This window comes from Streptomyces sp. GMY02 (assembly GCF_019056675.1).
GTDB classification, from domain to species: Bacteria; Actinomycetota; Actinomycetes; order Streptomycetales; family Streptomycetaceae; genus Streptomyces; species Streptomyces odonnellii.
In genome coordinates this window covers 1,584,577-1,607,315 of record NZ_CP077658.1, presented here as the reverse complement: position 1 = coordinate 1,607,315, position 22,739 = coordinate 1,584,577, and the positions used below count along the sequence as shown (strand labels likewise).

At 71.4% G+C, this 22,739-nt stretch carries 19 protein-coding genes; 16 read left to right on the top strand and 3 right to left on the bottom strand.

Going from position 1 to position 22,739, the window contains the following annotated elements; translation table 11 throughout:
• Positions 1-5: 5 nt before the first annotated feature.
• Entirely contained in the window at positions 6-857 is an 852-nt protein-coding gene (locus KQY30_RS06705; RefSeq protein WP_254406983.1) for an amino acid ABC transporter permease, read from the top strand.
• On the opposite strand, the gene KQY30_RS06700 is transcribed toward KQY30_RS06705, so the two are convergent.
• On the bottom strand, positions 778-1,491 hold the full coding sequence (locus tag KQY30_RS06700) for a hypothetical protein (protein WP_217306035.1): 714 nt from the start codon (positions 1,489-1,491) through the stop codon (positions 778-780). The genes KQY30_RS06705 and KQY30_RS06700 overlap by 80 nt on opposite strands.
• 105 nt (positions 1,492-1,596) lie before the next feature.
• Here KQY30_RS06700 and ggt point away from each other — a divergent pair, with 105 nt between their 5' ends.
• Positions 1,597-3,432 (top strand): gamma-glutamyltransferase, encoded by a 1,836-nt coding sequence (ggt, locus tag KQY30_RS06695; RefSeq protein WP_217306034.1) that lies wholly within the window; start codon positions 1,597-1,599, stop codon positions 3,430-3,432.
• Positions 3,433-3,749: 317 nt separating this feature from the next.
• Here the strand turns inward: ggt and map are convergent, their stop codons facing one another.
• Positions 3,750-4,517: a type I methionyl aminopeptidase gene (gene map, locus KQY30_RS06690; protein ID WP_217306033.1), complete on the bottom strand. Its 768-nt coding sequence runs from the start codon at positions 4,515-4,517 to the stop codon at positions 3,750-3,752.
• Between the two features lie 64 nt (positions 4,518-4,581).
• Here map and KQY30_RS06685 point away from each other — a divergent pair, with 64 nt between their 5' ends.
• From KQY30_RS06685 to KQY30_RS06650, 8 genes are all read left to right on the top strand, one after another.
• A complete protein-coding gene (locus KQY30_RS06685; RefSeq protein ID WP_046509271.1) occupies positions 4,582-4,833 on the top strand; it encodes a helix-turn-helix domain-containing protein in 252 nt (83 codons plus the stop codon).
• Positions 4,834-4,964: 131 nt separating this feature from the next.
• On the top strand, positions 4,965-5,348 hold the full coding sequence (locus tag KQY30_RS06680; RefSeq protein WP_217306032.1) for a PPOX class F420-dependent oxidoreductase: 384 nt from the start codon (positions 4,965-4,967) through the stop codon (positions 5,346-5,348).
• A 133-nt stretch (positions 5,349-5,481) separates the two neighbouring features.
• Positions 5,482-6,966, top strand: coding sequence for a hypothetical protein (locus KQY30_RS06675; protein WP_217306031.1), 1,485 nt, complete (start codon positions 5,482-5,484; stop codon positions 6,964-6,966).
• A 266-nt stretch (positions 6,967-7,232) separates the two neighbouring features.
• Complete coding sequence (locus KQY30_RS06670) at positions 7,233-8,075, top strand: nitrilase-related carbon-nitrogen hydrolase (RefSeq protein WP_217306029.1); 843 nt, start codon at positions 7,233-7,235, stop codon at positions 8,073-8,075.
• The gene (locus tag KQY30_RS06665; protein ID WP_254406982.1) at positions 8,072-9,367 is read left to right on the top strand and encodes an aspartate aminotransferase family protein; all 1,296 of its coding nucleotides are present in this window, start codon (positions 8,072-8,074) and stop codon (positions 9,365-9,367) included. The genes KQY30_RS06670 and KQY30_RS06665 overlap by 4 nt, the downstream gene beginning before the upstream one ends.
• A 128-nt stretch (positions 9,368-9,495) precedes the next feature.
• Complete coding sequence (gene hydA / locus KQY30_RS06660; RefSeq protein ID WP_217306028.1) at positions 9,496-10,902, top strand: dihydropyrimidinase; 1,407 nt, start codon at positions 9,496-9,498, stop codon at positions 10,900-10,902.
• Between the two features lie 67 nt (positions 10,903-10,969).
• The gene (locus KQY30_RS06655) at positions 10,970-11,971 is read left to right on the top strand and encodes a TIGR03842 family LLM class F420-dependent oxidoreductase (RefSeq protein WP_217306026.1); all 1,002 of its coding nucleotides are present in this window, start codon (positions 10,970-10,972) and stop codon (positions 11,969-11,971) included.
• A gap of 126 nt (positions 11,972-12,097) precedes the next feature.
• The gene (locus KQY30_RS06650) at positions 12,098-13,627 is read left to right on the top strand and encodes an NCS1 family nucleobase:cation symporter-1 (RefSeq protein WP_217306025.1); all 1,530 of its coding nucleotides are present in this window, start codon (positions 12,098-12,100) and stop codon (positions 13,625-13,627) included.
• Between the two features lie 68 nt (positions 13,628-13,695).
• Here the strand turns inward: KQY30_RS06650 and KQY30_RS06645 are convergent, their stop codons facing one another.
• On the bottom strand, positions 13,696-14,751 hold the full coding sequence (locus KQY30_RS06645; protein ID WP_217306024.1) for a biotin/lipoate A/B protein ligase family protein: 1,056 nt from the start codon (positions 14,749-14,751) through the stop codon (positions 13,696-13,698).
• A gap of 468 nt (positions 14,752-15,219) precedes the next feature.
• On the opposite strand from KQY30_RS06645, the gene KQY30_RS06640 reads away from it, so the two are divergent.
• The 6 genes from KQY30_RS06640 (at position 15,220) to KQY30_RS06615 (ending at position 22,732) form a co-directional block, all read left to right on the top strand.
• Complete coding sequence (locus KQY30_RS06640; protein ID WP_217306023.1) at positions 15,220-15,963, top strand: IPT/TIG domain-containing protein; 744 nt, start codon at positions 15,220-15,222, stop codon at positions 15,961-15,963.
• A gap of 236 nt (positions 15,964-16,199) precedes the next feature.
• Positions 16,200-17,252 (top strand): IPT/TIG domain-containing protein, encoded by a 1,053-nt coding sequence (locus KQY30_RS06635; protein ID WP_254406981.1) that lies wholly within the window; start codon positions 16,200-16,202, stop codon positions 17,250-17,252.
• 272 nt (positions 17,253-17,524) lie between these two features.
• Positions 17,525-17,974 (top strand): Ig-like domain-containing protein, encoded by a 450-nt coding sequence (locus KQY30_RS06630; protein WP_217306021.1) that lies wholly within the window; start codon positions 17,525-17,527, stop codon positions 17,972-17,974.
• A gap of 155 nt (positions 17,975-18,129) precedes the next feature.
• The gene (locus KQY30_RS06625; RefSeq protein ID WP_217306020.1) at positions 18,130-19,944 is read left to right on the top strand and encodes a gamma-glutamyltransferase family protein; all 1,815 of its coding nucleotides are present in this window, start codon (positions 18,130-18,132) and stop codon (positions 19,942-19,944) included.
• A 66-nt stretch (positions 19,945-20,010) separates the two neighbouring features.
• Positions 20,011-20,892: an inositol monophosphatase family protein gene (locus KQY30_RS06620; protein WP_217306019.1), complete on the top strand. Its 882-nt coding sequence runs from the start codon at positions 20,011-20,013 to the stop codon at positions 20,890-20,892.
• A 424-nt stretch (positions 20,893-21,316) separates the two neighbouring features.
• Positions 21,317-22,732, top strand: coding sequence for an NAD(P)/FAD-dependent oxidoreductase (locus KQY30_RS06615; protein WP_217306018.1), 1,416 nt, complete (start codon positions 21,317-21,319; stop codon positions 22,730-22,732).
• Positions 22,733-22,739: the final 7 nt, after the last annotated feature.

Below are 22,739 nucleotides of genomic sequence, written 5' to 3'. Positions count from 1 at the left end.
GGCCGGTGTCGGCCGAGTCGACGGCTCTCTACGACATCCCCGGCCCCAAGGCGCGCCGACGCCACCGGCTGTACGGTTTCGCGGCGACGGCCGCGATCGTCGCGCTGCTCGCCTGGGTGGTCCAGCTCCTCTTCGCCACCGGGCAGTTCACCGCCGTCAAGTGGCGGCCCTTCGAATACCGGGGCATCCAGGAGCTGTTGCTGCGCGGACTCGCCAACACCCTGCTGGCCTTCGCCTGTGCCGCGGTGCTCTCGCTCGTCCTCGGCGGGGTCCTCGCCTGCGGCCGGCTGTCCGAGCACCGGCCCGTACGCTGGCTCGCCACCGCCGTGGTCGAGTTCTTCCGCGCCATGCCCGTGCTGGTGATGATCTTCTTCATCTTCGTGGCGCTCCAGGTGCGCGCCCTGCCTGCGCTGGTGGCGGGACTGACGCTGTACAACGGCTCCGTGCTCGCCGAGGTGTTCCGTACCGGGGTCAACTCGGTGGAGCGCGGGCAGCGGGAGGCCGCGTACGCCCTCGGCCTGCGCAAGACGCAGGTCATGACGTACGTCCTGGTGCCGCAGGCGGTCCGCGCGATACTGCCCACGATCATCAGCCAGCTCGTGGTCGCCCTCAAGGACACCTCGCTCGGCTATCTGATCACCTACGAGGAGTTCCTCCACGCCGGAAAGCTCATCGCCTCGAATCTCGACTACGACGTGCCCTTCATCCCGGTGGTGATGGTGATCTCGCCGGTCTACATCGGGATGTGCATGCTGCTCTCGTGGTGCGCCCACCGGCTCAGACGGCGGGCTCCCGGGCCGCGCGGGTCACGTCGGCGACCAGTTCCACCACATCAGGCCCGTACGCCTGCGAGTTGACCACCTTCAGCAGCAGGCAGAACGAGGAGTCGCCGTACTTGCGGGCCAGCCGCTCGTGATGGCGGGCCAGATAGCGGGAGGCGGCCTGGTTGGTGATGGCGCGCTGGCCGCAGAAGAGGAAGACGGGCCGCGCCCCCTCCCCGGCGGTCAGCCGCGCCAGCAGCACATGCTCCGCGACACCCGGCTCGGCGGGATAGCGCTCGGTGCCGATCCGGAAGGCGTTCCGGTCGGCCTTGGGCTCGGGGTCGGTGGTCACCGTGACGCCGGGCAGCAGCGAGGCGAGATGAGCTGCCATACGACGGTTGGAGGCGGGGCCGCCCAGGCAGATTTCCGTACGCTCGCCGAACCCCTGGCGCGCGGTGTCGTGCTGGACGATCTCGGCGTGCGCGCCGCAGTCCTTGATCAGGGCGGCCAGTTCCAGCAGCGCGAAGACGTCGTGGCGGTGCACCGCACCGTCACCGCCCGCCTCGCGATTGACGACCAGCAGGCACTCCGAGTTCTTCGGCAGCCCGAAGAACGCCTGCTTGCGGCGGAGCCCGCGGCGCCACAGGGAGGTACGGACGATCCAGCCCAGAACGGCGCCGACGCCCACGGCGACCACGCCCAGCACGATGTTGCGTATGTCGTCAGTCATGGGCGCGCATCGTATAGGCACCACACGAACATCGTTCGAGACGGTCCTGACGGCGCGGGGGTGCTGAAGTTACGCTGCCCCGACAGTTCTTGACTGGAGGTACGGATGCGTCGCTCCGCCGCGTGGAATGTCTCGGTTCTGGCCGTCACCACCGCTGCCCTGCTCTCGGCCTGTGCGCCCGCACCGCCGTCCTCGGTCTCGGCGGGGCCGGGACCGAGCACGGCGAGGACGCCCGTGAAGACGCCGGTGGCGGCGGGGTACGGGGGAGCGGTCGCCAGCGTGGACGCGGACGCCTCGGCCGCCGGGATCGAGGTGCTCAGGCAGGGCGGCAACGCGGTGGACGCCGCGGTGGCCACCGCCGCCGCCCTCGGCGTCACCGAGCCGTACTCCGCGGGCATCGGCGGGGGCGGCTACTTCGTCTACTACGACGCCAAGTCCCGTACGGTACGGACCATCGACGGCCGCGAGACCGCGCCGAAGTCCGCCGACAGCTCGCTCTTCCTGGAGGACGGCAAGCCGATCCCGTTCGCCGACGCGGTCACCAGCGGCCGGAGCGTCGGCACGCCCGGGACCCCCGCCACCTGGGACACCACGCTCGACGCGTGGGGGAGCAGGCCGCTCGGGCAGCTCCTCAAGCCCGCGGAGCGGCTGGCGAAGAACGGCTTCACCGTCGACGAGACCTTCCGCTCGCAGACCCAGGCCAACCAGGCGCGGTTCGCGGACTTCCCGGCCTCGGCCCGGCTCTTCCTGCCCGGCGGCCAGTTGCCCGTCGTCGGCTCGGTCTTCAAGAACCCCGATCTGGCCCGTACGTACGAGGAACTGGGGCGCAGGGGCACCGACGCGCTCTACCACGGCAAGCTGGCCGAGGACATCGTCCGTACGGTCCGCAAGCCGCCCGTCGACCCCGCCTCGACCCGGGTCGTACGCTCCGGCGACCTCACCACCCGGGACCTGGCCGCGTACCGGACCAAGCGGCAGGTACCGACGAAGGTCTCGTACCGCGGTCTCGACGTGTACGGCATCGCGCCGTCGTCCTCCGGCGGTACGAGCGTCGGCGAGGCGCTCAACATCCTTGAGGGCACGAACCTCTCGCGGGCGAGCGAGGCGGGCTATCTGCACCGGTTCATCGAGGCGAGCCGGATCGCGTTTGCCGACCGGGGCCGCTGGGTCGGCGACCCGGCCTTCGAGGACGTACCGGTCAAGGAGCTGCTGTCGCAGCGGTTCGCGGACTCGCGCGCCTGCCTGATCAAGGACGACGCGGTCCTCAAGAGCCCGCTCGCGCCCGCCGATCCGCGGCATCCCACGCCGTGCGCGGCCCGCGGGACCGCGGCGCCGACGACGTACGAGGGCGAGAACACCACGCATCTCACGGCGGCGGACAAGTGGGGCAATGTCGTCGCGTACACGCTGACGATCGAGTCGACGGGCGGCAGCGCGATCACCGTGCCGGGGCGCGGCTTCCTGCTCAACAACGAGCTGACGGACTTCTCCTTCGCCCCGGCGAACCCGGCGGTCCACGACCCGAATCTGCCGGGGCCCGGCAAGCGCCCCCGCTCGTCCATCTCCCCGACGATCGTGCTCGACGCGCGCGACCGGCCGGTGCTGGCGCTCGGCTCGCCGGGCGGCGCGACCATCATCACCACCGTGCTCCAGACCCTGACCGGGCATCTGGACCGGGGGCTGCCGCTGGGCGACGCGATCGCGGCGCCGCGCGCCAGCCAGCGGAACGGGGCGGCGACGGAGCTGGAGCCGGGGCTGTGGAACAGCCCGGTGCGCGCGCAACTGGAGGCGCTGGGGCACGTGTTCACCCAGAACCCGGAGATCGGCGCGGCGACCGGGGTGCAGCGGCTGCCGGACGGCCGCTGGCTGGCGGCGGCGGAGAAGGTCCGCAGGGGCGGAGGCTCGGCGATGGTGGTGCAGCCGTCGGGCGGCAAGCGCTGACGTGAGTCCTTGTGCGCCGGACTGGTTGCGGGACGGGCAGCCCGGCCCGCAACCAGTCCGGCGCACGACCTGACCGCCCCACAGCCGGTCGGACCTTGGGCCCTGCCCTGCCGGGCCCCGTCCGGCGCCTGGGCCCGGGGCCTCACCCGGGCCTTCCGCCACTTGGTCCCGGGCTTGCTGCCATCTGATCCCGGGGCATTCGCCACCTGATTCCGGCTTCCCGTCACCCGGTCGCGGGCCTTCCGCCATCTGATCCCGGCCTTCCTTCCGCCACCTGGTCCCCGGCGTTCCGCCACCTGAGGCCCCGGGCCTTGCGTTCAGAGCGCCGTCAGGATCCTCGGGCCGTCGTCCGTGATCGCGACCGTGTGCTCCGCGTGGGACGCCCGGCTGGAGTCCAGGGTGCGGATCGTCCAGCCGTCCCGGGCCGTGAAGTGCCGGTCCGTACCGCTGCCGATCAGCATCGGCTCGATCGCCAGCACCATCCCGTGGCGCAGCGGCAGACCGCGTCCCGCCCGCCCCTCGTTCGGCACCCCCGGGTCCTCGTGCATCGAGCGGCCCACCCCGTGGCCGCCGAAGCCGTCCGGGATGCCGTAGCCCGCCGAGCGGCAGACCCGTCCGACCGCATGGGCGATGTCGCCGATGCGATTGCCGACGACGGCCGCCGCGATCCCCGCCTCCAGCGCCGCGTTCGCCGTGTCGATCAGCCGCAGGTCGTCGGGGCGGGCGCGGCCCACCGTGAAGCTGACCGCCGCGTCGCCCACCCAGCCGTCGAGCACCGCGCCGCAGTCGATGCTCACCAGATCGCCGTCGTGCAGCCGGGTCGAGTCCGGGATGCCGTGCACGATCGCGTCGTTCACGGACGCGCAGATGACGGCGGGGAAGGGCATGGGCGCCCAGGCGGGGTGATAGTCGAGGAAGGGCGAGCCGGCCCCGGCCTCGCGCAGCACGGCGCGCGCCGTCTCGTCGAGGGAGCGCAGTGTGACCCCCACGGCCGCGGCCTCGCGTACCGCGGTCAGCGCCTGGGCCACGACCCGGCCCGCGGCACGCATGGCATCGAGGGACGCATCGGTTTTGATCTCCACCATTCCAATAACTATACCGGTCGTCATGGGTCGGGGCACGCTTGCGCCGCGGTATTAGAATGACGGAATGGTACGGACTCCCCTCACCCCCCAGGAGCGCGAGCGCGGCGAGCAGCTCGGCCGTCTGCTCCGCGAGGCGCGTGGCACGCGCAGCATGGTGGAGGTCGCGGCGGTCGCCGGAGTCTCCGCCGAGACCCTGCGCAAGATCGAGACGGGCCGCGCCCCGACCCCGGCGTTCTTCACCGTGGCGGCGCTGGCGGGCGCGCTCGGACTGTCCATGGACGAGATCGCCGCGAACTGCGTACCGGTGCCGGTCTGACGGCGCGCGGACCGGCCCTCGCCGTCTGTTCGCGCGCCTGTCGCCCTCCCGTCGCCGGCCGCCTGAGAGCTGGTGGAGGAGTGACGGAGGGGGCTACCGGGGCGATCCCGCGACGGCGTAGGCTCCCGCCCGTGACGACTCTGGACGAGATAGCCCCCAGCCGCTACATCAGCCTCACCACCTACCGCAAGGACGGCACGGCTGTCGCCACACCCGTCTGGCACGCGGTGGAGGGCGGCGAACTGTTCGTCTGGACCAGGACGAACACCGGCAAGGTCAAGCGGATCCGTAACAACAGCCGTGTCGTCGTGGCGGTGTGCGACGTACGCGGACGGATCGCCGAGGGCGCGCCGACCGCCGAGGGCACGGCACGGCTGCTCGACGAGTCCGCCACCGAGCGGATCCGGGGGATGCTCTCCCGCAAGTACACCTGGCGGTTCTGGACGATCGACTGGCCCGCCAGGCTGGCGCGGGGCAAGGATCGTCCCCAGATCGGTATCGCTGTCACGTTCTGAGCCCACGCGGCATCGTCGCAGCGAGTGGTCCGCACCGTCCCGGAAAACAGTCTGTAGCCGTCCTGTAACACGACTGAGGTCGAATGCAGCGGACCGAAAGGTTCCCTTCGGCAAAGGCAGGGACGGGGCAGCGATGGCGGTGCATCAACTCCCGGCGGAGATCGGGGCGTTCGCGAGGTACTTACGGGATCTCGGCTCGCTCCTGGATCCGGCCGACGGCTGGTACGGGGTCTTCCGCGAGCGTGATCCCGAAGGCCTGCGCGCCTGCTTCGAGGGTACGGAGATCCCGCCCTGGGACGTCGTCGACTCGCTGCTCCAGGACTACGCGGCGGGGCGCGACCCCCAGGACGCGGCACGCGAGACCGCGCGGGCGCGACGGCTGCACGCGGCCTCGGCCGCGGCGTACGACCGGCTGGCCGGCGGCGCCGAAGCACTCTCCGAGCGGCTTCAGTTGATGCTGCGCGAGCAGGCCTACTTGGCGGGCCGGGCCGAGGAACTGGGGCGGCTGCTCCGTACGGCTCCCCAGGACGCCCCGCACACGCGGCAGCTCAGCCATGAACTGGCCTGGATACGCGACGACCACGCCCGTGCGACGGCCCGCGTCGCCGAACTCCGCGCCAGGCTCACATCGTTGACCACGCCGGGGCGCCCCACACCGACGCCGCGCCCGATGGCGCCGGAGGGGTGGTTCCGCGCGGAGGAGTCTTCCGTCCTCGACCGCGAAGCTCCCGCTGACGGGGCGTCAGGAGACGGCCGTACGACGGACGTTCCCCAGTGGGCCGACGAGGGGCGGCGCACCGGAGCCCCGGCCGGGACACCGGCCCCGGCCCCCGCCGCCACGACAGAGGCGAAGCAGGCGAAGGACCCCAAGGGCGCCACGGAGAAGAAGCGCGCGTCCGCGCCCAAGCGCAAGCCACGCGGCGCCCGCTTCGCCGGACTCGAAGTCGAGGAGGAGGCCGAGGAGGCCGTCCCCGCGCCCGCGCTGCCCGTACCGCCGCCCGCCGCCCCCGCCACCCCGCGCGGCGCCCGCTTCGGCGGCGCGCCCGTCGCCGAGACCCCGGCCGAGGCCCCGCCGGAACCCTCCGCCGAGGATCTGCGGGCCGCCGCCGAACTGGTCAGGACCCTGGCGGCGCTGCGCGCCGGCGGCCGCAGCGGAGAGGCGCATGTCGTGCTCTGCGAAGCCGCGGGCCGCCCGCCCGGACAGCTTCCGCTGCTCGCCGACGAACTGCACCGCGCCGGACTCGGCGCCGACTGGGCCGAGCTGCTCTGGGAAGCCGCCTTCCTGCCGCCCGCCCAGCTCGCCGCCGCCGCGGGCGCGCTGTCCGCGGCAGGCCGTGACGAGGACTGCCGCCAGCTTCTGCGCCAGGGTGTCTCCCGCCCGGCCGAGGAGATCACCGACGCCGTGCTCGCGCTGGGCGGCGCGGGCCGCGCGCACGAGGCGAGAGCACTGCTCAGCGCGTTTGTGCAGGCCCGCGCGCCGGAGGACGCCGTCCTGGTCGTCGCGCCCGACCCGCAGCGGCTGGTCCCTCAGCTCATCGAAGCCGCGCGCGACGTGTCCGTGGCCCGCGAGCGCGATGTCGTCCACGCCCTGCGGGTGGCGGGGATCGCGGGCGCCTGAGACGCTCGCCGTACCCCTCCGTACCGGCTCGCCGTACCCTGGCCGTAAAGCCTCGCCGCGCCCCTGTGGCACCGCCCGTCACACCCCGCCGTGCCCCTCGTTCGGACCACAACCGCGCGATGTCGACCGCTCGGGTGTGAAACTTGATCGACTCTGCGGGTTAACGACGATGGTCTTGCCCCGGTGTGGGACGGGGCTTAGGTTCTCCTCCTACGCACCGCTTCTACGGGCGTAGAGCTATCGCCGCCCCGCCGAAGGAGCAGCTCGTGGCCAGAGTCGTACGTGCCGCACTTGTCCAGGCGACCTGGACCGGCGACACCGAGTCAATGATCGCCAAACATGAGGAGCACGCCCGCGAGGCGGCCCGGCAGGGCGCGCAGATCATCGGGTTCCAGGAAGTGTTCAACGCGCCCTATTTCTGCCAGGTGCAGGAGCCGGAACACTACCGCTGGGCCGAGCCCGTTCCCGACGGCCCGACCGTCGGCAGAATGCGCGAGCTGGCCCGGGAGACCGGGATGGTGATCGTGGTTCCGGTCTTCGAGATCGAGGGATCCGGCTTCTACTACAACACGGCGGCGGTGATCGACGCGGACGGCTCGTACCTCGGCAAGTACCGCAAGCACCACATCCCGCAGGTCAAGGGCTTCTGGGAGAAGTACTACTTCAAGCCGGGCAATGTGGGCTGGCCGGTCTTCGACACCGCCGTCGGCCGGGTCGGTGTCTATATCTGCTACGACCGCCACTTCCCCGAGGGCTGGCGCCAGCTCGGGCTGAACGGCGCGCAGCTCGTCTACAACCCCTCCGCCACCTCCCGCGGTCTCTCCGCCTATCTGTGGCAGCTCGAACAGCCCGCCGCGGCCGTCGCCAACGAGTACTTCATCGCGGCGATCAACCGGGTCGGCCAGGAGGAGTACGGCGACAACGACTTCTACGGAACGAGCTACTTCGTCGACCCGCGAGGCCAGTTCGTCGGCGACACCGCCGACGACAAGACCGAGGAACTCCTCGTCAGGGACCTGGACTTCGGACTGATCGACGAGGTGCGCCAGCAGTGGGCGTTCTACCGGGACCGCCGCCCCGACGCGTACGAAGGACTGGTGAAGCCGTGACGCAGCCGCCCGCCGACGAACTGTACGGGCGCCACCGCGCCGTGCTCCCCGACTGGCTGACGCTCTACTACGACCGCCCCGTCGAGATCACCCATGGCGAGGGCCGCCATGTCTGGGACTCCGAGGGCAACCGCTATCTGGACTTCTTCGGCGGCATCCTCACCACCATGACCGCCCACGCGCTCCCCGAGGTCACCAAGGCGGTGAGCGAGCAGGCCGGACGGATCATCCACTCCTCCACGCTCTATCTCAACCGTCCGATGGTGGAACTCGCCGAGCGGATCGCCGCCCTGTCGGGCATCCCGGACGCCCGGGTCTTCTTCACCACCTCGGGCACCGAGGCCAATGACACCGCGCTGCTGCTGGCGACCGCGTACCGCGCCTCGAACCAGATCCTGGCGATGCGCAACAGCTACCACGGCCGGTCCTTCTCCACGGTCTCCGTCACCGGCAACCGCGGCTGGTCGCCCACCAGCCTCTCCCCGCTCCAGACGCTGTACGTGCACGGCGGCGTGCGCAGCCGCGGTCCGTACGCGGGTCTCACCGATGAGCGGTTCATCGAGGCGTGCGTCGCCGATCTGGAGGATCTGCTCGGGCACACCCGCGCGCCCGCCGCGCTGATCGCCGAACCCATCCAGGGCGTCGGCGGCTTCACCGCCCCTCCGGACGGGCTGTACGCGGCGTTCCGCCGGGTCCTCGACCGGCACGGCATCCTGTGGATCAGCGACGAGGTGCAGACCGGCTGGGGCAGGTCCGGTGAGCACTTCTGGGGCTGGCAGGCGCACGCCGAGAACGGCCCGCCGGACATGCTCACCTTCGCGAAGGGCATCGGCAACGGCATGTCGATCGGCGGGGTCGTCGCGCGCGCCGAGATCATGAACTGCCTGGACGCCAACTCGATTTCGACCTTCGGCGGCAGCCCCGTCACCATGGCGGCCGGCCTCGCCAACCTCTCGTACGTACTGGAGCACGACCTCCAGGGCAATGCCCGCCGGGTCGGCGGACTGCTGATCGAGCGGCTGCGCGCGATCGGCGCCTGCGTCGACACCGTACGTGAAGTGCGCGGCCGGGGGCTGATGATCGGTATCGAACTCGTCAGGCCCAGCACCGGCGAAGCCGCGCCGGAGACCGCCGCGGCCGTGCTCGAGGCGGCGCGCGAGGGCGGGCTGCTGCTCGGCAAGGGCGGCGGCCACAACACCAGCGTGCTCCGGATCGCGCCGCCGCTCACCCTGACCGTGGCGGAGGCGGAAGAGGGCGCCGCGATTCTCGAACAGGCCCTGCGCGGCGCGTAGTCCGGGGTCCGGCCGGGGCCGGCCGCAGGGCGCGGCCCGGCCCGTCGACCGCTTCGTGAGAGCCGGGCCGTTCTCGAAGCCCGGTCGCTCCGAAAGCCCGATCGTTCACAGAGGGAGGGCGCACCACCATGAGCAGTACCCGCACCCTGATCCACGGCGGGCTCGTCATCACCGCCGCCGACGAGATCCGTGCCGATGTCCTGATCGAGGACGGCCGGATCGCCGCACTCGCGGCGCACGGCTCGGGCCTGGCGGAGGGCTGGAGCGCCGGCCGTACGATCGACGCCACCGGCAGATACGTCATTCCGGGCGGGGTCGACGCCCACACCCATATGGAGCTGCCGTTCGGCGGCACCTTCGCCTCCGACACGTTCGAGACCGGCACCCGGGCCGCCGCCTGGGGCGGCACCACCACCATCGTGGACTTCGCCGTGCAGTCCCCGGGCCGGGCGCTGCGCGAGGGTCTCGACGCCTGGTACGCCAAGGCCGACGGGCAGTGCGCGATCGACTACGCCTTCCACATGATCATGTCCGATGTGAACGAGAGCTCCCTCAAGGAGATGGACCTCCTCGTCCAGGAAGGCATCACCTCGTTCAAGCTCTTCATGGCCTACCCCGGTGTCTTCTACAGCGACGACGGGCGCATCCTGCGCGCGATGCAGCGCGGCGCGCAGAACGGCGGGCTGATCATGATGCACGCCGAGAACGGCATCGCCATCGATGTCCTGGTCGAACAGGCCCTGGCCGCCGGCCGCACCGACCCCCGTTACCACGGAGAGGTACGGAAGGCCCTGCTGGAGGCCGAGGCCACCCACCGGGCGATCAAGCTCGCACAGGTCGCGGACGCCCCGCTCTATGTCGTCCATGTCTCGGCACAGGAAGCCGTCGCCGAACTGGCCGCCGCCCGCGACCAGGGGCTGCCGGTCTTCGGCGAGACCTGCCCGCAGTACCTCTTCCTCTCGACCGACAACCTCGCCGAACCGGACTTCGAGGGCGCCAAATACGTCTGCTCCACCCCGCTGCGGCCCAAGGAGCACCAGGCCGCGCTCTGGCGGGGGCTGCGTACCAACGATCTCCAGGTGGTGTCCACGGATCACTGCCCGTTCTGCTTCGTCGGGCAGAAGGAGCTGGGGCGCGGCGACTTCTCGAAGATCCCCAACGGGCTTCCCGGAGTGGAGAACCGGATGGATCTCCTCCATCAGGCCGTGGTCGAGGGCAGGTTGAGCCGCCGCCGGTGGATCGAGATCGCCTGTGCCACCCCGGCCAGGATGTTCGGTCTCTACCCCCGCAAGGGCACCATCGCGCCGGGCGCCGACGCCGACATCGTCATATACGACCCGGGCGCCGAGCAGACCGTCTCGGCCGAGACGCACCACATGAACGTCGACTACTCCGCGTACGAGGGCAAGCAGCTCACCGGACAGGTGGAGACGGTCCTGTCGCGCGGTGAACTCGTCATCGACCGGCGGGAGTTCACCGGCCGGGCGGGACACGGGCAGTACACCCCGCGCGCCACCTGCCAGTACCTCTCCTGACGATTCCGTACCTCCCCAGTACCGCACCTCCCCTGAACCTCATCCGACCCCGAGGAGTGACCCGGCCATGGACTTCGGACTCGTCCTCCAGACCGACCCGCCGTCCTCGGCGGTCGTCGGCCTCATGCGGCGCGCCGAGCGCAACGGCTTCCGGTACGGCTGGACCTTCGACTCCGCCGTGCTCTGGCAGGAGCCGTTCGTCATCTACAGCCGCATTCTGGAGCACACCACCACCCTGACCGTGGGGCCCATGGTCACCAATCCGGGCACCAGGACCTGGGAGGTGACCGCCTCCACCTTCGCCACGCTCAACGAGATGTACGGCAACCGCACCGTGTGCGGGATCGGCCGCGGCGACTCGGCGATGCGGGTGGCGGGCCGCAAACCCACCACCCTGGCCAGGCTGGGGGACGCGATCGAGGCGATCCGCGATCTGGCGGAGGGCCGCGAGGCCACCGTCGACGGGCAGCAACTGCGGCTGCCCTGGGTACGGGACGGAAAGCTGCCGGTGTGGATGGCCGCGTACGGGCCGAAGGCGCTGGCGCTGGCGGGGCAGAAGGCCGACGGCTTCATCCTCCAGCTCGCGGACCCGTTCCTGACCGAGTGGATGGTCAGGGCGGTCCGTACGGCGGCCTCGGACGCGGGGCGCGACCCGGACTCGGTGACGATCTGTGTCGCGGCCCCCGCCTATGTGGGCGATGACCTGGCGCACGCGCGTGAGCAGTGCCGCTGGTTCGGCGGGATGGTCGGCAACCATGTCGCCGATCTTGTGGCGCGGTACGGAGAGGGCTCGGGCCTGGTGCCGGAGGCGCTGACCGCGTACATCAAGCAGCGCGAGGGGTACGACTACAGCCACCACGGGCGGGCCGGGAATCCGTCCACGGACTTCGTGCCCGACGAGATCGTGGACCGGTTCTGTCTGCTGGGTCCCGTCGAAGCGCATATCGAGAAGCTGAGGGCGCTGCGGGATCTGGGCGTCGACCAGTTCGCCGTCTACAACATGCATGACGCGAAGGAAGCGACGATCGACGCGTACGGCGCCGAGATCATCCCCGCGCTCCAGAGCTGACGCCGGCCGCCGCGCCGCGCCGGCCCCGGCCTTCGGCGCCGCTTTCCGGACTGGTCCCGACCCGTCTCCCGCACGGCCTCGTTCGACGTCCCCGATCACCGCTCTCGAACGAAGGGTCCCGCCGCCATGACCGCGACCGTACCTCCCCCGTCCCCAGGAGAACCGATAGCCGATCCCCAGGGCCGCGTCGAGCTGCCGCCCGGCGAGCTGCCCGACGACGGCCGTTTCGTCAATGACGATCTGCTGCCCGTCCCGGTCGCCCGCCGCCGCTGGACGACGTACAACTTCGCCGCGCTCTGGGTCGGCATGGCGCACAACATCCCTTCGTGGCTGCTGGCCTCCGGCCTGGTCACCCTGGGGATGGACTGGAAGCAGGCGGTCCTCACGATCGCTCTGGCCAATCTGATCGTCCTCTTCCCGATGCTGCTGACCGGGCACGCCGGGCCCAAGTACGGCATTCCGTTCCCGGTGCTGGCGCGTGCCTCGTTCGGGCTGCGCGGCGCCAATCTGCCCGCGCTGATCAGGGCGGCCGTGGCCTGCGCCTGGTTCGGGATCCAGACCTGGATCGGCGGCCAGGGCATCTTCGTACTGCTCGACAGGATCTTCGGCGGCTGGGCGGAGGTGTCGCGGATCGGCGGTCAGCCCTGGACGCTCTGGCTCTGCTTCGTTCTGTTCTGGGCGCTCGAACTCGCCATCATCTACCGGGGGATGGACACCCTGCGCCGCTTCGAGAACTGGGCGGCGCCCTTTGTGATCGTCGGCGCGCTGGTGCTGCTCGTCTGGATCAGCGTCAAGGCGGGCGGCCTCGGACCGCTGCTCGACCAGCCGTCGAAGCTGGGCTGGGGTGCCGACTTCTGGCCGGTCTTCTTCCCGTCCCTCATGGGCATGATCGCCTTCTGGTCCACCCTCTCCCTGAACATCCCCGACTTCACGCGCTTCGGCGCGGGCCAACGCGCCCAGATCTGGGGCCAGTCGCTCGGTTTGCCGACCACGATGACTCTCTTCGCGCTGCTGTCCGTGTTCGTGACCTCGGGCTCGCAGGCGGTGTACGGGGCGGCCGTCTGGGATCCGGTCGAGCTGGCCGCCAAGACCGACAATGTCTTCGGGCTGATCTTCGCGCTGGTGACGGTGCTGGTCGCGACGGTCTCGGTGAACATCGCGGCCAATGTGGTCTCGCCCGCGTACGACCTCGCCAATCTCGTACCCAAGCGGATCAACTTCCGTACGGGCGCGCTCATCACGGGCGTGGTCGGGGTCCTGTGCATGCCGTGGAAACTCACCTCCACCCCCGAGCTGTACATCTTCACCTGGCTGGGACTGGTGGGCGGTCTGCTCGGTACGGTCGCGGGCATCCTGATCGCCGACTACTGGATCGTCCGGCGCACGGTCCTCGACCTCGGGGATCTCTACCGTCCGGGCGGCCGCTACTGGTACGCGAACGGCTGGAACCCCCGGGCGGTACTGGCCTTCGCCGTCGGCGGTGTGCTGGCCGTGGGCGGCTCGCACTCGGCGCCGGGGAAGGGCCCGTTCCCCGAGGACGGACTGATCCCCTTCCTGAAGCCGCTCGCCGACTACGGCTGGGCGGTGGGCCTCGCGGCCTCGCTGGTGCTGTACACGGCGCTGTCCCTGCCGGGCCGCCGGAGCACGGTGGTCTGACACGTCCCGCTGACAGTGACCCCGGGACGGCCGGCGGCGCCCCGCCGGCCGTCCCGCTCGGCGACGGTCTACGGCACTCGGGCCGTCCACTCCGGGGTGCTGAACTTCGTCTCCGCCAGCTCCCGCGCCCGTGCCATCTCCTGGTCCGTGACGGTGCCGTCCGTCAGACCGTAACGGCCCCGGAAGGAGGCGATCATCCGCTCGATGACCGCCTCGCGCGGCAGTCCGGTCTGGCGCCGCAAGGGGTCGACCCGCTTGGCCGCGCTGCGGGTGCCCTTGTCCGAGAGCTTCTCGCGGCCGATGCGGAGCACATTGAGCATCTTGGCGGCGTCGATGTCGTACGCCATGGTCACATGGTGCAGTACGGCACCCGTCCCGCTGACGATGCGCTTCTGCGCGGCCCCCGCGACCTTGCCGCTGTCCGTGGCGATGTCGTTGAGCGGCTGGTACCAGGCCTTGACGCCCATGTCGCCGAGCGCGCCCAGCACCCAGTCGTCCAGATAGGCGTAACTGTCGGCGAAGGTGAGCCCCTTGACGAGCGAGTCCGGCACCGAGAGGGAGTACGTGATGGTGTTGCCGGGCTCGATGAACATGGCGCCGCCTCCCGAGATACGGCGGACCACCGTGATGCCGTGGCGCTCGGCGCCCTCGGGGTCCACCTCGTTCCGCAGGGACTGGAAGCTGCCGATCACCACCGCGGGCGCCGCCCACTCCCAGACCCGCAGCGTCGGCGGGCGCAGCCCGGCCGCGACCTCGGTGGTGAGGACCTCGTCGAGCGCCATGTGGAGGGCGGGGGACTGGGGCGGCTCATGGACGAGCTGCCAGTCGTAGTCCGTCCAGTCGGTGGCGTGCGCCAGCGCGCGGCGGACCGCGATGGCGATGCCCTCGGCGGTCAGCCCGTACATCACCGTGCCCTCGGGCAGCGCCGCTTCGACACGGGCGGCGAGACCGGCGGCGTCGGTGTCGGCGGGCGCGCCCTCCAGGGCCCGGTCGATGGCCTCGATCGCCTCGTCGGGCTCCAGGAAGAAGTCCCCGGCGACCCGCACCCGGCGCAGCAGCCCGTCCTCCGTGTCGAGATCGACGACGACGAGCTTGCCGCCGGGGACCTTGTACTCACCGTGCACGGGAAACCTCCGCCTTTGGGGCATGACCTGTGCAAATCGTACTGCTGTCCGGTGTCAAGGCGTGACGAGACGATAGTCGGAATTTCATGAATGCGCCGCTAATGCGCCCCAGTTCGGGCCACCGCGCTCGGCTGAACGGGTGACTCCCTGTCAGTAGCCTTGTGGCGAAATCACCCAGATGGATTACTTCAGCTATGCGCATCGGCGGGCCTAAGAATCCGCGAAGACGCGAGCGAGCCCCTGATCAGGCGGTGTGCTTTTTGAGCCTGACAGGCTGTGTACGTCAATGACCTTCGGTGTGACACCGGTGGCGCGGGACCGGCGACCGGGCACCGACAAGGCCGTTGATATCTCACCTGGCCAGTGGACACAAGAGCTGACTCGCGTCCTGCCGCGGTGACGAGGGCCCGGACGCTCCCATCAGCGCCCGGCGATGGACCACATCCCGGGCGAGGAAGAAGCTCTCACATGCCCATCACTCCGAACCAAGGATCCAGCGGTGGCGGCACGCCCGTCACCATCACCGGCACCAATCTCTCCGGCACCACCGCGGTGCGCTTCGGCACCCGGCTCGCCACCAACGTCACCAATGTCTCACCCACGCAGGTCACCGCCGTCTCTCCGTCCGGCAGCGGGGCGGTGGGCGTCACGGTCACCACGCCGGGAGGGACGAGCAACCCGATTCCCTTCTACTACGTCGGCGCGCCGTTCAAGCAGTCCCTGAGCCCGACCTCCGGGTCGACGGCGGGCGGCCAGACCGTCACCATCAACGGCACCGGTCTGTCCAGCGCCACCAGCGTCGCCTTCGGCGCCAACACCGCGGTGCCCACCGTGGTGTCGGACAGCCAGATCACCGTGGTCGCCCCGGCCGGCGCGGCCGGCGCGGTGAGCGTCAGCGTCACCACGGCGGGCGGCACCAACAACGGCCTCTCGTACACCTATGTCGCCGCCCCGACGGTGACGGCGGTCGCCCCCGACGAGGGGCCGACGGCGGGCGGTACGGCCGTGACCATCACCGGCACCAACCTCACCAGCACCACCGAGGTGACCTTCGACGGCAACCCGGCGCCCTTCACCGTGATCTCCGACACCTCGGTGTCGGCCGTCACCCCGCCCGGCGCGGCCGGCGCGGTGGATGTCGTCGTCACCAATGACGCGGGCAGCGTGACCTCCGCGGACGCGTTCACCTACGTCGCAGGGCCCGGTATCTGACCGAGCCTTCGAGGGCGGCCACTCTCGGGGCCGTCCCGATGCCGAGGCGGACACGGCGGTCCGCGAGGCGGCACCTTCTCGCGGGACGCCGACGCCCTGTCCCCCTCCCGAGCCCCCGGCCCGGATCCCCTTCCGGGCCGGGGGCCACGGCCCGTCCGTCCAGAGGCGGGCGATCAGCCGTTTCCGGCCCCTTCACTTCACGGCTCTGCGAGCCCACTCACACCTACGGAGACACCGTGGACAACCGCGATTCCGCCGTGGCGGCGGCGCGGCCGACCGCCATCGCCGCCGCGCCCGTGCTCAACTCGGTCGTACCCAATACGGGTCCTACGGCGGGCAACAACGTCGTGACACTGAACGGCAGCGGTTTCACCGGCGTCACCGCGGTCACCTTCGGCACCGCCGCCGCCCTCCTCTACACCGTCAACTCGACGACGCAGATCACCGCGACGGTGCCGCCCGGAACGGGCACCGTCGGAGTCACCGTCAGAACGCCCGGCGGGACCAGCGGCTCCGTCCCCTACACCTATGTGGCGGCGCCCACCCTCACCGCCGTATCGCCCGGCCAGGGCCCGACCTCCGGCGGCACCACGGTCGTCCTCACCGGGACCGCCCTCACCGGTGCCACGGCCGTGACCTTCGGGGGCACCGCCGCCACCAGTTTCGTCGTCAACTCCGCCACCCAGATCACCGCCGTCTCACCGGCCGGATCGGGCGCGGTACCGATCACCGTCACCACAGCGGGCGGCACCACCGGTCCCGTCTACTTCTTCTACGTGAGCGCGCCCTACCTGGTCGACATCTCGCCCGGCCAGGGCCCGGCGGCCGGCGGCACCACCGTCGTTCTGACCGGAGCCGGCCTGACCGGCGCCACGGCCGTCACTTTCGGCGCCACCCCGGCCACCGGCTTCACGGTCACCTCTTCCGCGCAGATCACCGCCGTCTCACCGGCGGGTACGGGGTCGGTCGCCGTCACCGTCACCGGACCCGGCGGCGTCAGCAACCCGCTCACCTACACCTATGTCGCGCCCCCGGTCCTGAGTGCTCTCTCCCCGGCCCAGGGGCCGACGAGCGCCGGGGCAGGGGTGACCCTCATCGGCAGCGGTCTGACCACCACGACCGCGGTCCGCTTCGGTACGGCGTCCGCGGCGTTCACCGTACTGTCCGACACCACGATCGCCGCGCTCGCTCCGGCGGGCACCACGGGTTCCGTTTCCGTCAATGTCACCTCGGCCGGCGGCACCAGCAACTCGCTCACCTATACGCGAGTTGCGGCACCCATGATTTAGCGCGTGCGCGGAGTCCGTATGTACGCGGAGTACGTACGCACGGGAAGTCCGTATGCACGCGGAGTCCGTATGCACAAAGAACGGAATTCCGCTCCTTTTACTCATCCATTCGACCGGAGCGGGCCGACCGCGCCAATGCCTCCCGGGAATTGCGGGACACCGGGCGTAGGGTGACGCTCTCCGACCCGCTGCCCCCTGCGGCGGGTCCCTGCCCTTTTGGCGATCAAGGAGTGGAATCAGTGGGACATCGGAAAGAACGGAAAGCCTGGAGAATGGCCACCGTCGCGGCGTTCGCCGCGGTGGTGGCCTTCGCCACGCCGGCGGCGGCGGCCGTGCCGTCCACGACCTCGGTCCAGGCGACGCCCTCTTCGGCGACCGTCGGGCAAGCGGTGCAGCTCACCGCGACGGTGACCTGCGAGGGCGACCCCAGCGGCGGCCTCGGTATGACGTTCTTCGACGGTGGGGACATCCTGAACACCGTGCCCGTCGGAGCGGAAGGGCAGGCGAATTACACGGCGAGTTTCACCACGACCGGCAGCCACACCATTACGGCCGCGTACAACGGCAATGACAATTGCGGCGCTTCGAACGACGAGACGACCGTCGTGGTGTCGACGGCTCCGGTGCCGCCCACGCCCCCGAACCGCCCCTGTCTTCTTGTCTGCGGCAGCCTGATCAATTTCAGCACGGGCAACATCCACAACGAGATCAACATCTATTAGCGGACGGCCCCGCCGGAGCACCCCCACCGAGGGAGGACGCGCTTTCCGCGTCCTCCCTCCGGTCTTTTCCGGCTCTCCTCACGGCCGTCGCCCCACTCGTGCCCGATACCCTGCTGGGCGCGACCGGTCCGTCCCGACAGTGAGGTGGCATCCGTATGTTCACGACCCGGCCGACCCTTCAGGGCACCTTCGGCATGGTCTCCTCCACCCACTGGCTCGCCTCGCAGTCCGCGATGGCCGTCCTGGAGGACGGCGGCAACGCCTATGACGCCGCCGTCGCCGCGGGCTTCGTCCTCCATGTCGTCGAGCCGCATCTCAACGGCCCCGGCGGCGAGGTGCCGATCATCCTGGCGCCCGCGGGCGGCGAGGTCCGGGTGCTCTGCGGCCAGGGCCCCGCGCCCGCGGGCGCGACCATCGCGCACTACCGCTCCCTCGGCCTCGAACTGGTCCCCGGCACCGGCCCGCTGGCCGCCGCCGTGCCCGGCGCCTTCGACGCCTGGATGCTGCTGCTGCGCGACCACGGCACCAAGTCCCTTGCCCAGGTGCTCCGTTACGCCGTCGAGTACGCCGAGGACGGCCACCCGCCCGTCGAACGGGTCGCCGAGACCGTCGAGTCGGTCCGGGAACTCTTCGAGACCGAGTGGACCTCGTCCGCCGATGTCTACCTCCCCAGCGGCAAGGCGCCGGCGCCGGGGGAGCTGTTCCGCAACCCCGCCCTCGCCGCGACCTGGCGCCGGCTGATCGCCGAGGCCCAGGCGGTCGGCGGCGGAGACCGGGTCGCCGAGATCGAGGCCGCCCGTACGGTGTGGCGCGAGGGCTTCATCGCGGAGGCGCTGCTGCGCCAGTCCGCCCGCCCCACCATGGACACCAGCGGTTCCCGCCACGCGGGCACCCTCACCGCGGCCGATCTCGCCGACTGGTCGGCTGCGTACGAGGCACCCGCCACGTACGAGTGGAACGGCTGGACCCTCTGCAAGGCGGGCGCCTGGAGCCAGGGCCCGGTCTTCCTCCAGCAGCTCGCCCTGCTGCCGTCCCGGGTGGCGGAGCTGCCCGCGTACGGCTCGGCGGAGTACGTGCATCAGCTCATCGAGGGCTGCAAGCTGGCGATGGCCGACCGGGAGGCCTGGTACGGCGACGCCGCCGAGGCACCGCTCGCGGCGCTGCTCTCGGAGCCGTACAACACCGCGCGCCGCGCGCTCATCGGTGAGCGGGCCTCGTACGAGCTGCGCCCCGGCAGCCCGGACGGGCACGAGCCGGTCCTCAGCGCCCATGCCACCGCCGTCGCCGCCGGTGAGCCCGGTTTCGACGCGCTGGGCCTGCCGGCGGCGGGCGCCGGCGAGCCGACCGTCGCCAGGGACGGCGCCACCCGGGGCGACACCTGCCATCTCGACATCGTCGACCGCTGGGGCAACATGGTCGCCGCCACGCCGAGCGGCGGCTGGCTCCAGTCCAACCCGGTCGTGCCCGAGCTGGGCTTTCCGCTGGGCACCAGGCTTCAGATGGCCTGGCTGGACCCCGGCCTGCCGAACTCGCTGACCCCGGGGCGCCGTCCCCGTACCACCCTCACCCCGTCGCTCGCGCTGCGCGAGGGCGTACCGGTGCTGGCGTTCGGCACGCCCGGCGGCGACCAGCAGGACCAGTGGCAGTTCCACTTCTTCCTGGCGCTCGCCCTGCGGGCGCGGGTCCGCGGCGGGTTCGACCTCCAGGGCGCCATCGACGCGCCCAACTGGCACAACGACAGCTTCCCGGGCTCCTTCTACCCGCGCGGGATGCGGCCGGGCAGCGTCACCGTCGAGGCGGGCACGGACCCGGAGGTCGTCGAGGGGCTGCGGCGGCGCGGCCACAAGGTGACCGTGGGCGAGCCCTGGTCGGAGGGGCGGCTGTGCGCGGTCGCCAGGGACCCGGAGACGGGCGTCCTGTCGGCCGCCGCGAACCCGCGTGGCATGCAGGGTTACGCGGTAGGGCGCTGAGAGTCCGCCGAGCCGTCACCCGGCCTGCCCTCCGGATTGTCGGAGGCGCGTGATTGGCTGGGAAGCATGATCGATGACTCTGTGTTCGGAACGGTCCCCCTGCGAGGCGCGGCCTCGCCGGGGGACGGGGTGCCCGCCGGGCCCCGGGTGTCGGCCGTCGAGGCGGCGGTGCGGGCGGCTGCCGCCGCCGAGATCATGCCGCGCTTCCGGCAGCTCGCCGCGCACGAGATCAGCGAGAAGAGCGGCCCGCACGACCTGGTGACGACCGCGGACCGGCGCGCGGAGGAACATCTCGCCGCCGCGCTGACCGCGCTGCTGCCCGGCTCCGTGGTGGTCGGCGAGGAGGCGGTCCACGCCGACCCGGCGGTGTACGACGCGCTGCGCGCGGACGCGCCCGTATGGATCGTCGACCCGGTCGACGGCACCCGCCAGTTCGTCCACGGAGAGCCCGGCTTCTGCACGCTTGTCGCACTGGCGCAGGGCGGCGAGGTGCTGGCGTCCTGGACGTACGCGGCGGCGCTGGACGAGATGGCGATCGCCGTGCGCGGCCGGGGCGCCACGCTCAACGGTGTCCCGCTGCGCGCCGGAGCGCCCGCGCCCGGCGCGAGGCTGGAGATCGCGATGTCCCACCCCGACTACACCACCGACGAACAGAAGCGCGCCCTTCTGGGCCTCCGCACCGACGGGATCAGCACCCGCGCGTGCGGCTCGGCGGGACTCGAATATCTGGCCGTCGCCCGGGGCGCGCTCGACGCGGTGGCCTTCAACTGGGAGCTGGCCTGGGACCATGCGGCGGGCCTCCTGTTGGTGACGGAGGCGGGCGGCGCCCAGACAACCCTCACGGGCGAGCCGTTCCGTATCACGGGCGGCAACGCGCTCCCGTTCACGGCGGCCCGCGACACCGCCACGGCCCAGCGGATACGCGAAAGGCTCCTGTCGGGCGCCTGAGAACCCGGGCTGCGACGACCCGAGCGCCTGATAAGCCGGGCGGCTGGCAATCTGAGCTTTGGCACCCCGGGCGGCCGGCAACCCGGGCTTTGGCACGCCGGGTGCCTGGCAACCCGAGCCCGACGATCCGGGCGCCTGCCGACCCGGGCGTCCGCCAACTCGGGTCTGACGACCCGTCAGGTCTCCATGACGGCTCGTACCTCCCGTACCAGATCCCCGGCCTTCTCCACCGCGTCCGCGTCCAGGCCGTGCCACGGCGCGTACGCCCCGTACACCCGTGAGCCGGGCCGCCGTCGTGGCGAGGGTGAGGGGCGGAAGGGTGTCCGGTGTCGGGTTCATCGTCGCGGACAGTACCCGCCCTCGGGCTGTCAGTGGGCGGGAATATCCTGGGGCTTCTTGCCATCGGCTACGAAGGAGTCCGAAGGTGACGTCGATGCTCGATGCAGTCGTCGTGGGGGCGGGACCCAACGGGCTGACCGCCGCGGTCGAGCTGGCCAGGCGGGGATTCTCGGTGGCCGTGTTCGAGGCCAGGGACACCGTCGGCGGGGGCGCCAGGACCGAAGAGCTGACCCTGCCCGGATTCCGGCACGACCCCTGCTCCGCCGTGCACCCGCTGGGCATCGGCTCGCCCGTCTTCGCGACGATGCCCCTCGGCCGGTACGGGCTCGACTGGCTGCACCCCGAGCTGCCCATGGCGCACCCCTTCGATGACGGCACGGCCGCCGTGCTGTCCCGCTCGGTCGCCGAGACCGCCGCGTCCTTCGGCCCGCGCGACGCCGGGGCGTACCGCCGTCTGGTCGCCCCCTTCCTCGGCAAGTGGGACACCCTCGCCCGGGACTTCATGTCCCTGCCGCTGACCGCGCTGCCGCGCGATCCGGTCACCCTGGCCCGCTTCGGACTGGCCGGGCTGCCGCCCTCGACCTGGCTGGCGCGCCGCTTCCACGACGAGAAGGCACGGGCGCTGTTCGCCGGTCTTGTCGCCCATGTCATCGCGCCGCTGAACGGCTTCGCCACCAGCGCCGTCGGACTGATCTTCGCGCTCGCCGCGCACGCCGGCGGCTGGCCGGCCGCGCGCGGCGGCTCCCAGTCGATCTCCGACGCGCTCGCCGCGTACCTCCGTGACCTGGGCGGCGCGGTCCACACCGGATACGAGGTCAAGCGCCTGGACGACCTGCCGCCTGCCCGCGCCTATGTCTTCGACACCTCGCCGACCGCGCTGGCCCGTATCGCCCGCCTTGGTCGCGTGTACGACGGCTACCGCTACGGAGCGAGCGTCTTCAAGATCGACTACGCGCTGGACGGGCCGGTGCCCTGGACCGCCGAGGAGCCCCGCCGGGCCGGCACCGTCCAGATCGGCCCCACCAGCGGGGACATCGGCACGGCCCTGCGCCAGGCGGCGGGCGGGCAGGCGCCCGCGACCCCGTTCCTGATCGCCGCCCAGCCCAGTCTGGCCGATCCTTCCCGGGCGCCCGAGGGGCAACAGGTCTTCTGGGTGTACGGTCATGTCCCCAACGGCTGGCAGGGCGACCTCACCGACGCGGTCGAGCGCCAGCTCGAACGCTTCGCCCCCGGCTTCCGTGACCGCGTGCTGGCCCGCGCGACCGCGGGCCCGCCCGAGCTCGCCGCCCGTAACGCCAACTACGTCGGCGGTGACATCGCGTGCGGTGCCGCCTCGGGGCTCCAACTGCTCCTGCGCCCCAAGATCTCCCTCGCCCCCTACACCACCGCGCACCCCGCCGTCTTCATCTGCTCCTCCGCGACGCCGCCCGGCCCCGGAGTCCACGGGATGTCCGGGCACAACGCGGCGAAAGCGGTCTGGCGGCGGCTGCGCGCGACCTGAGGAAGCC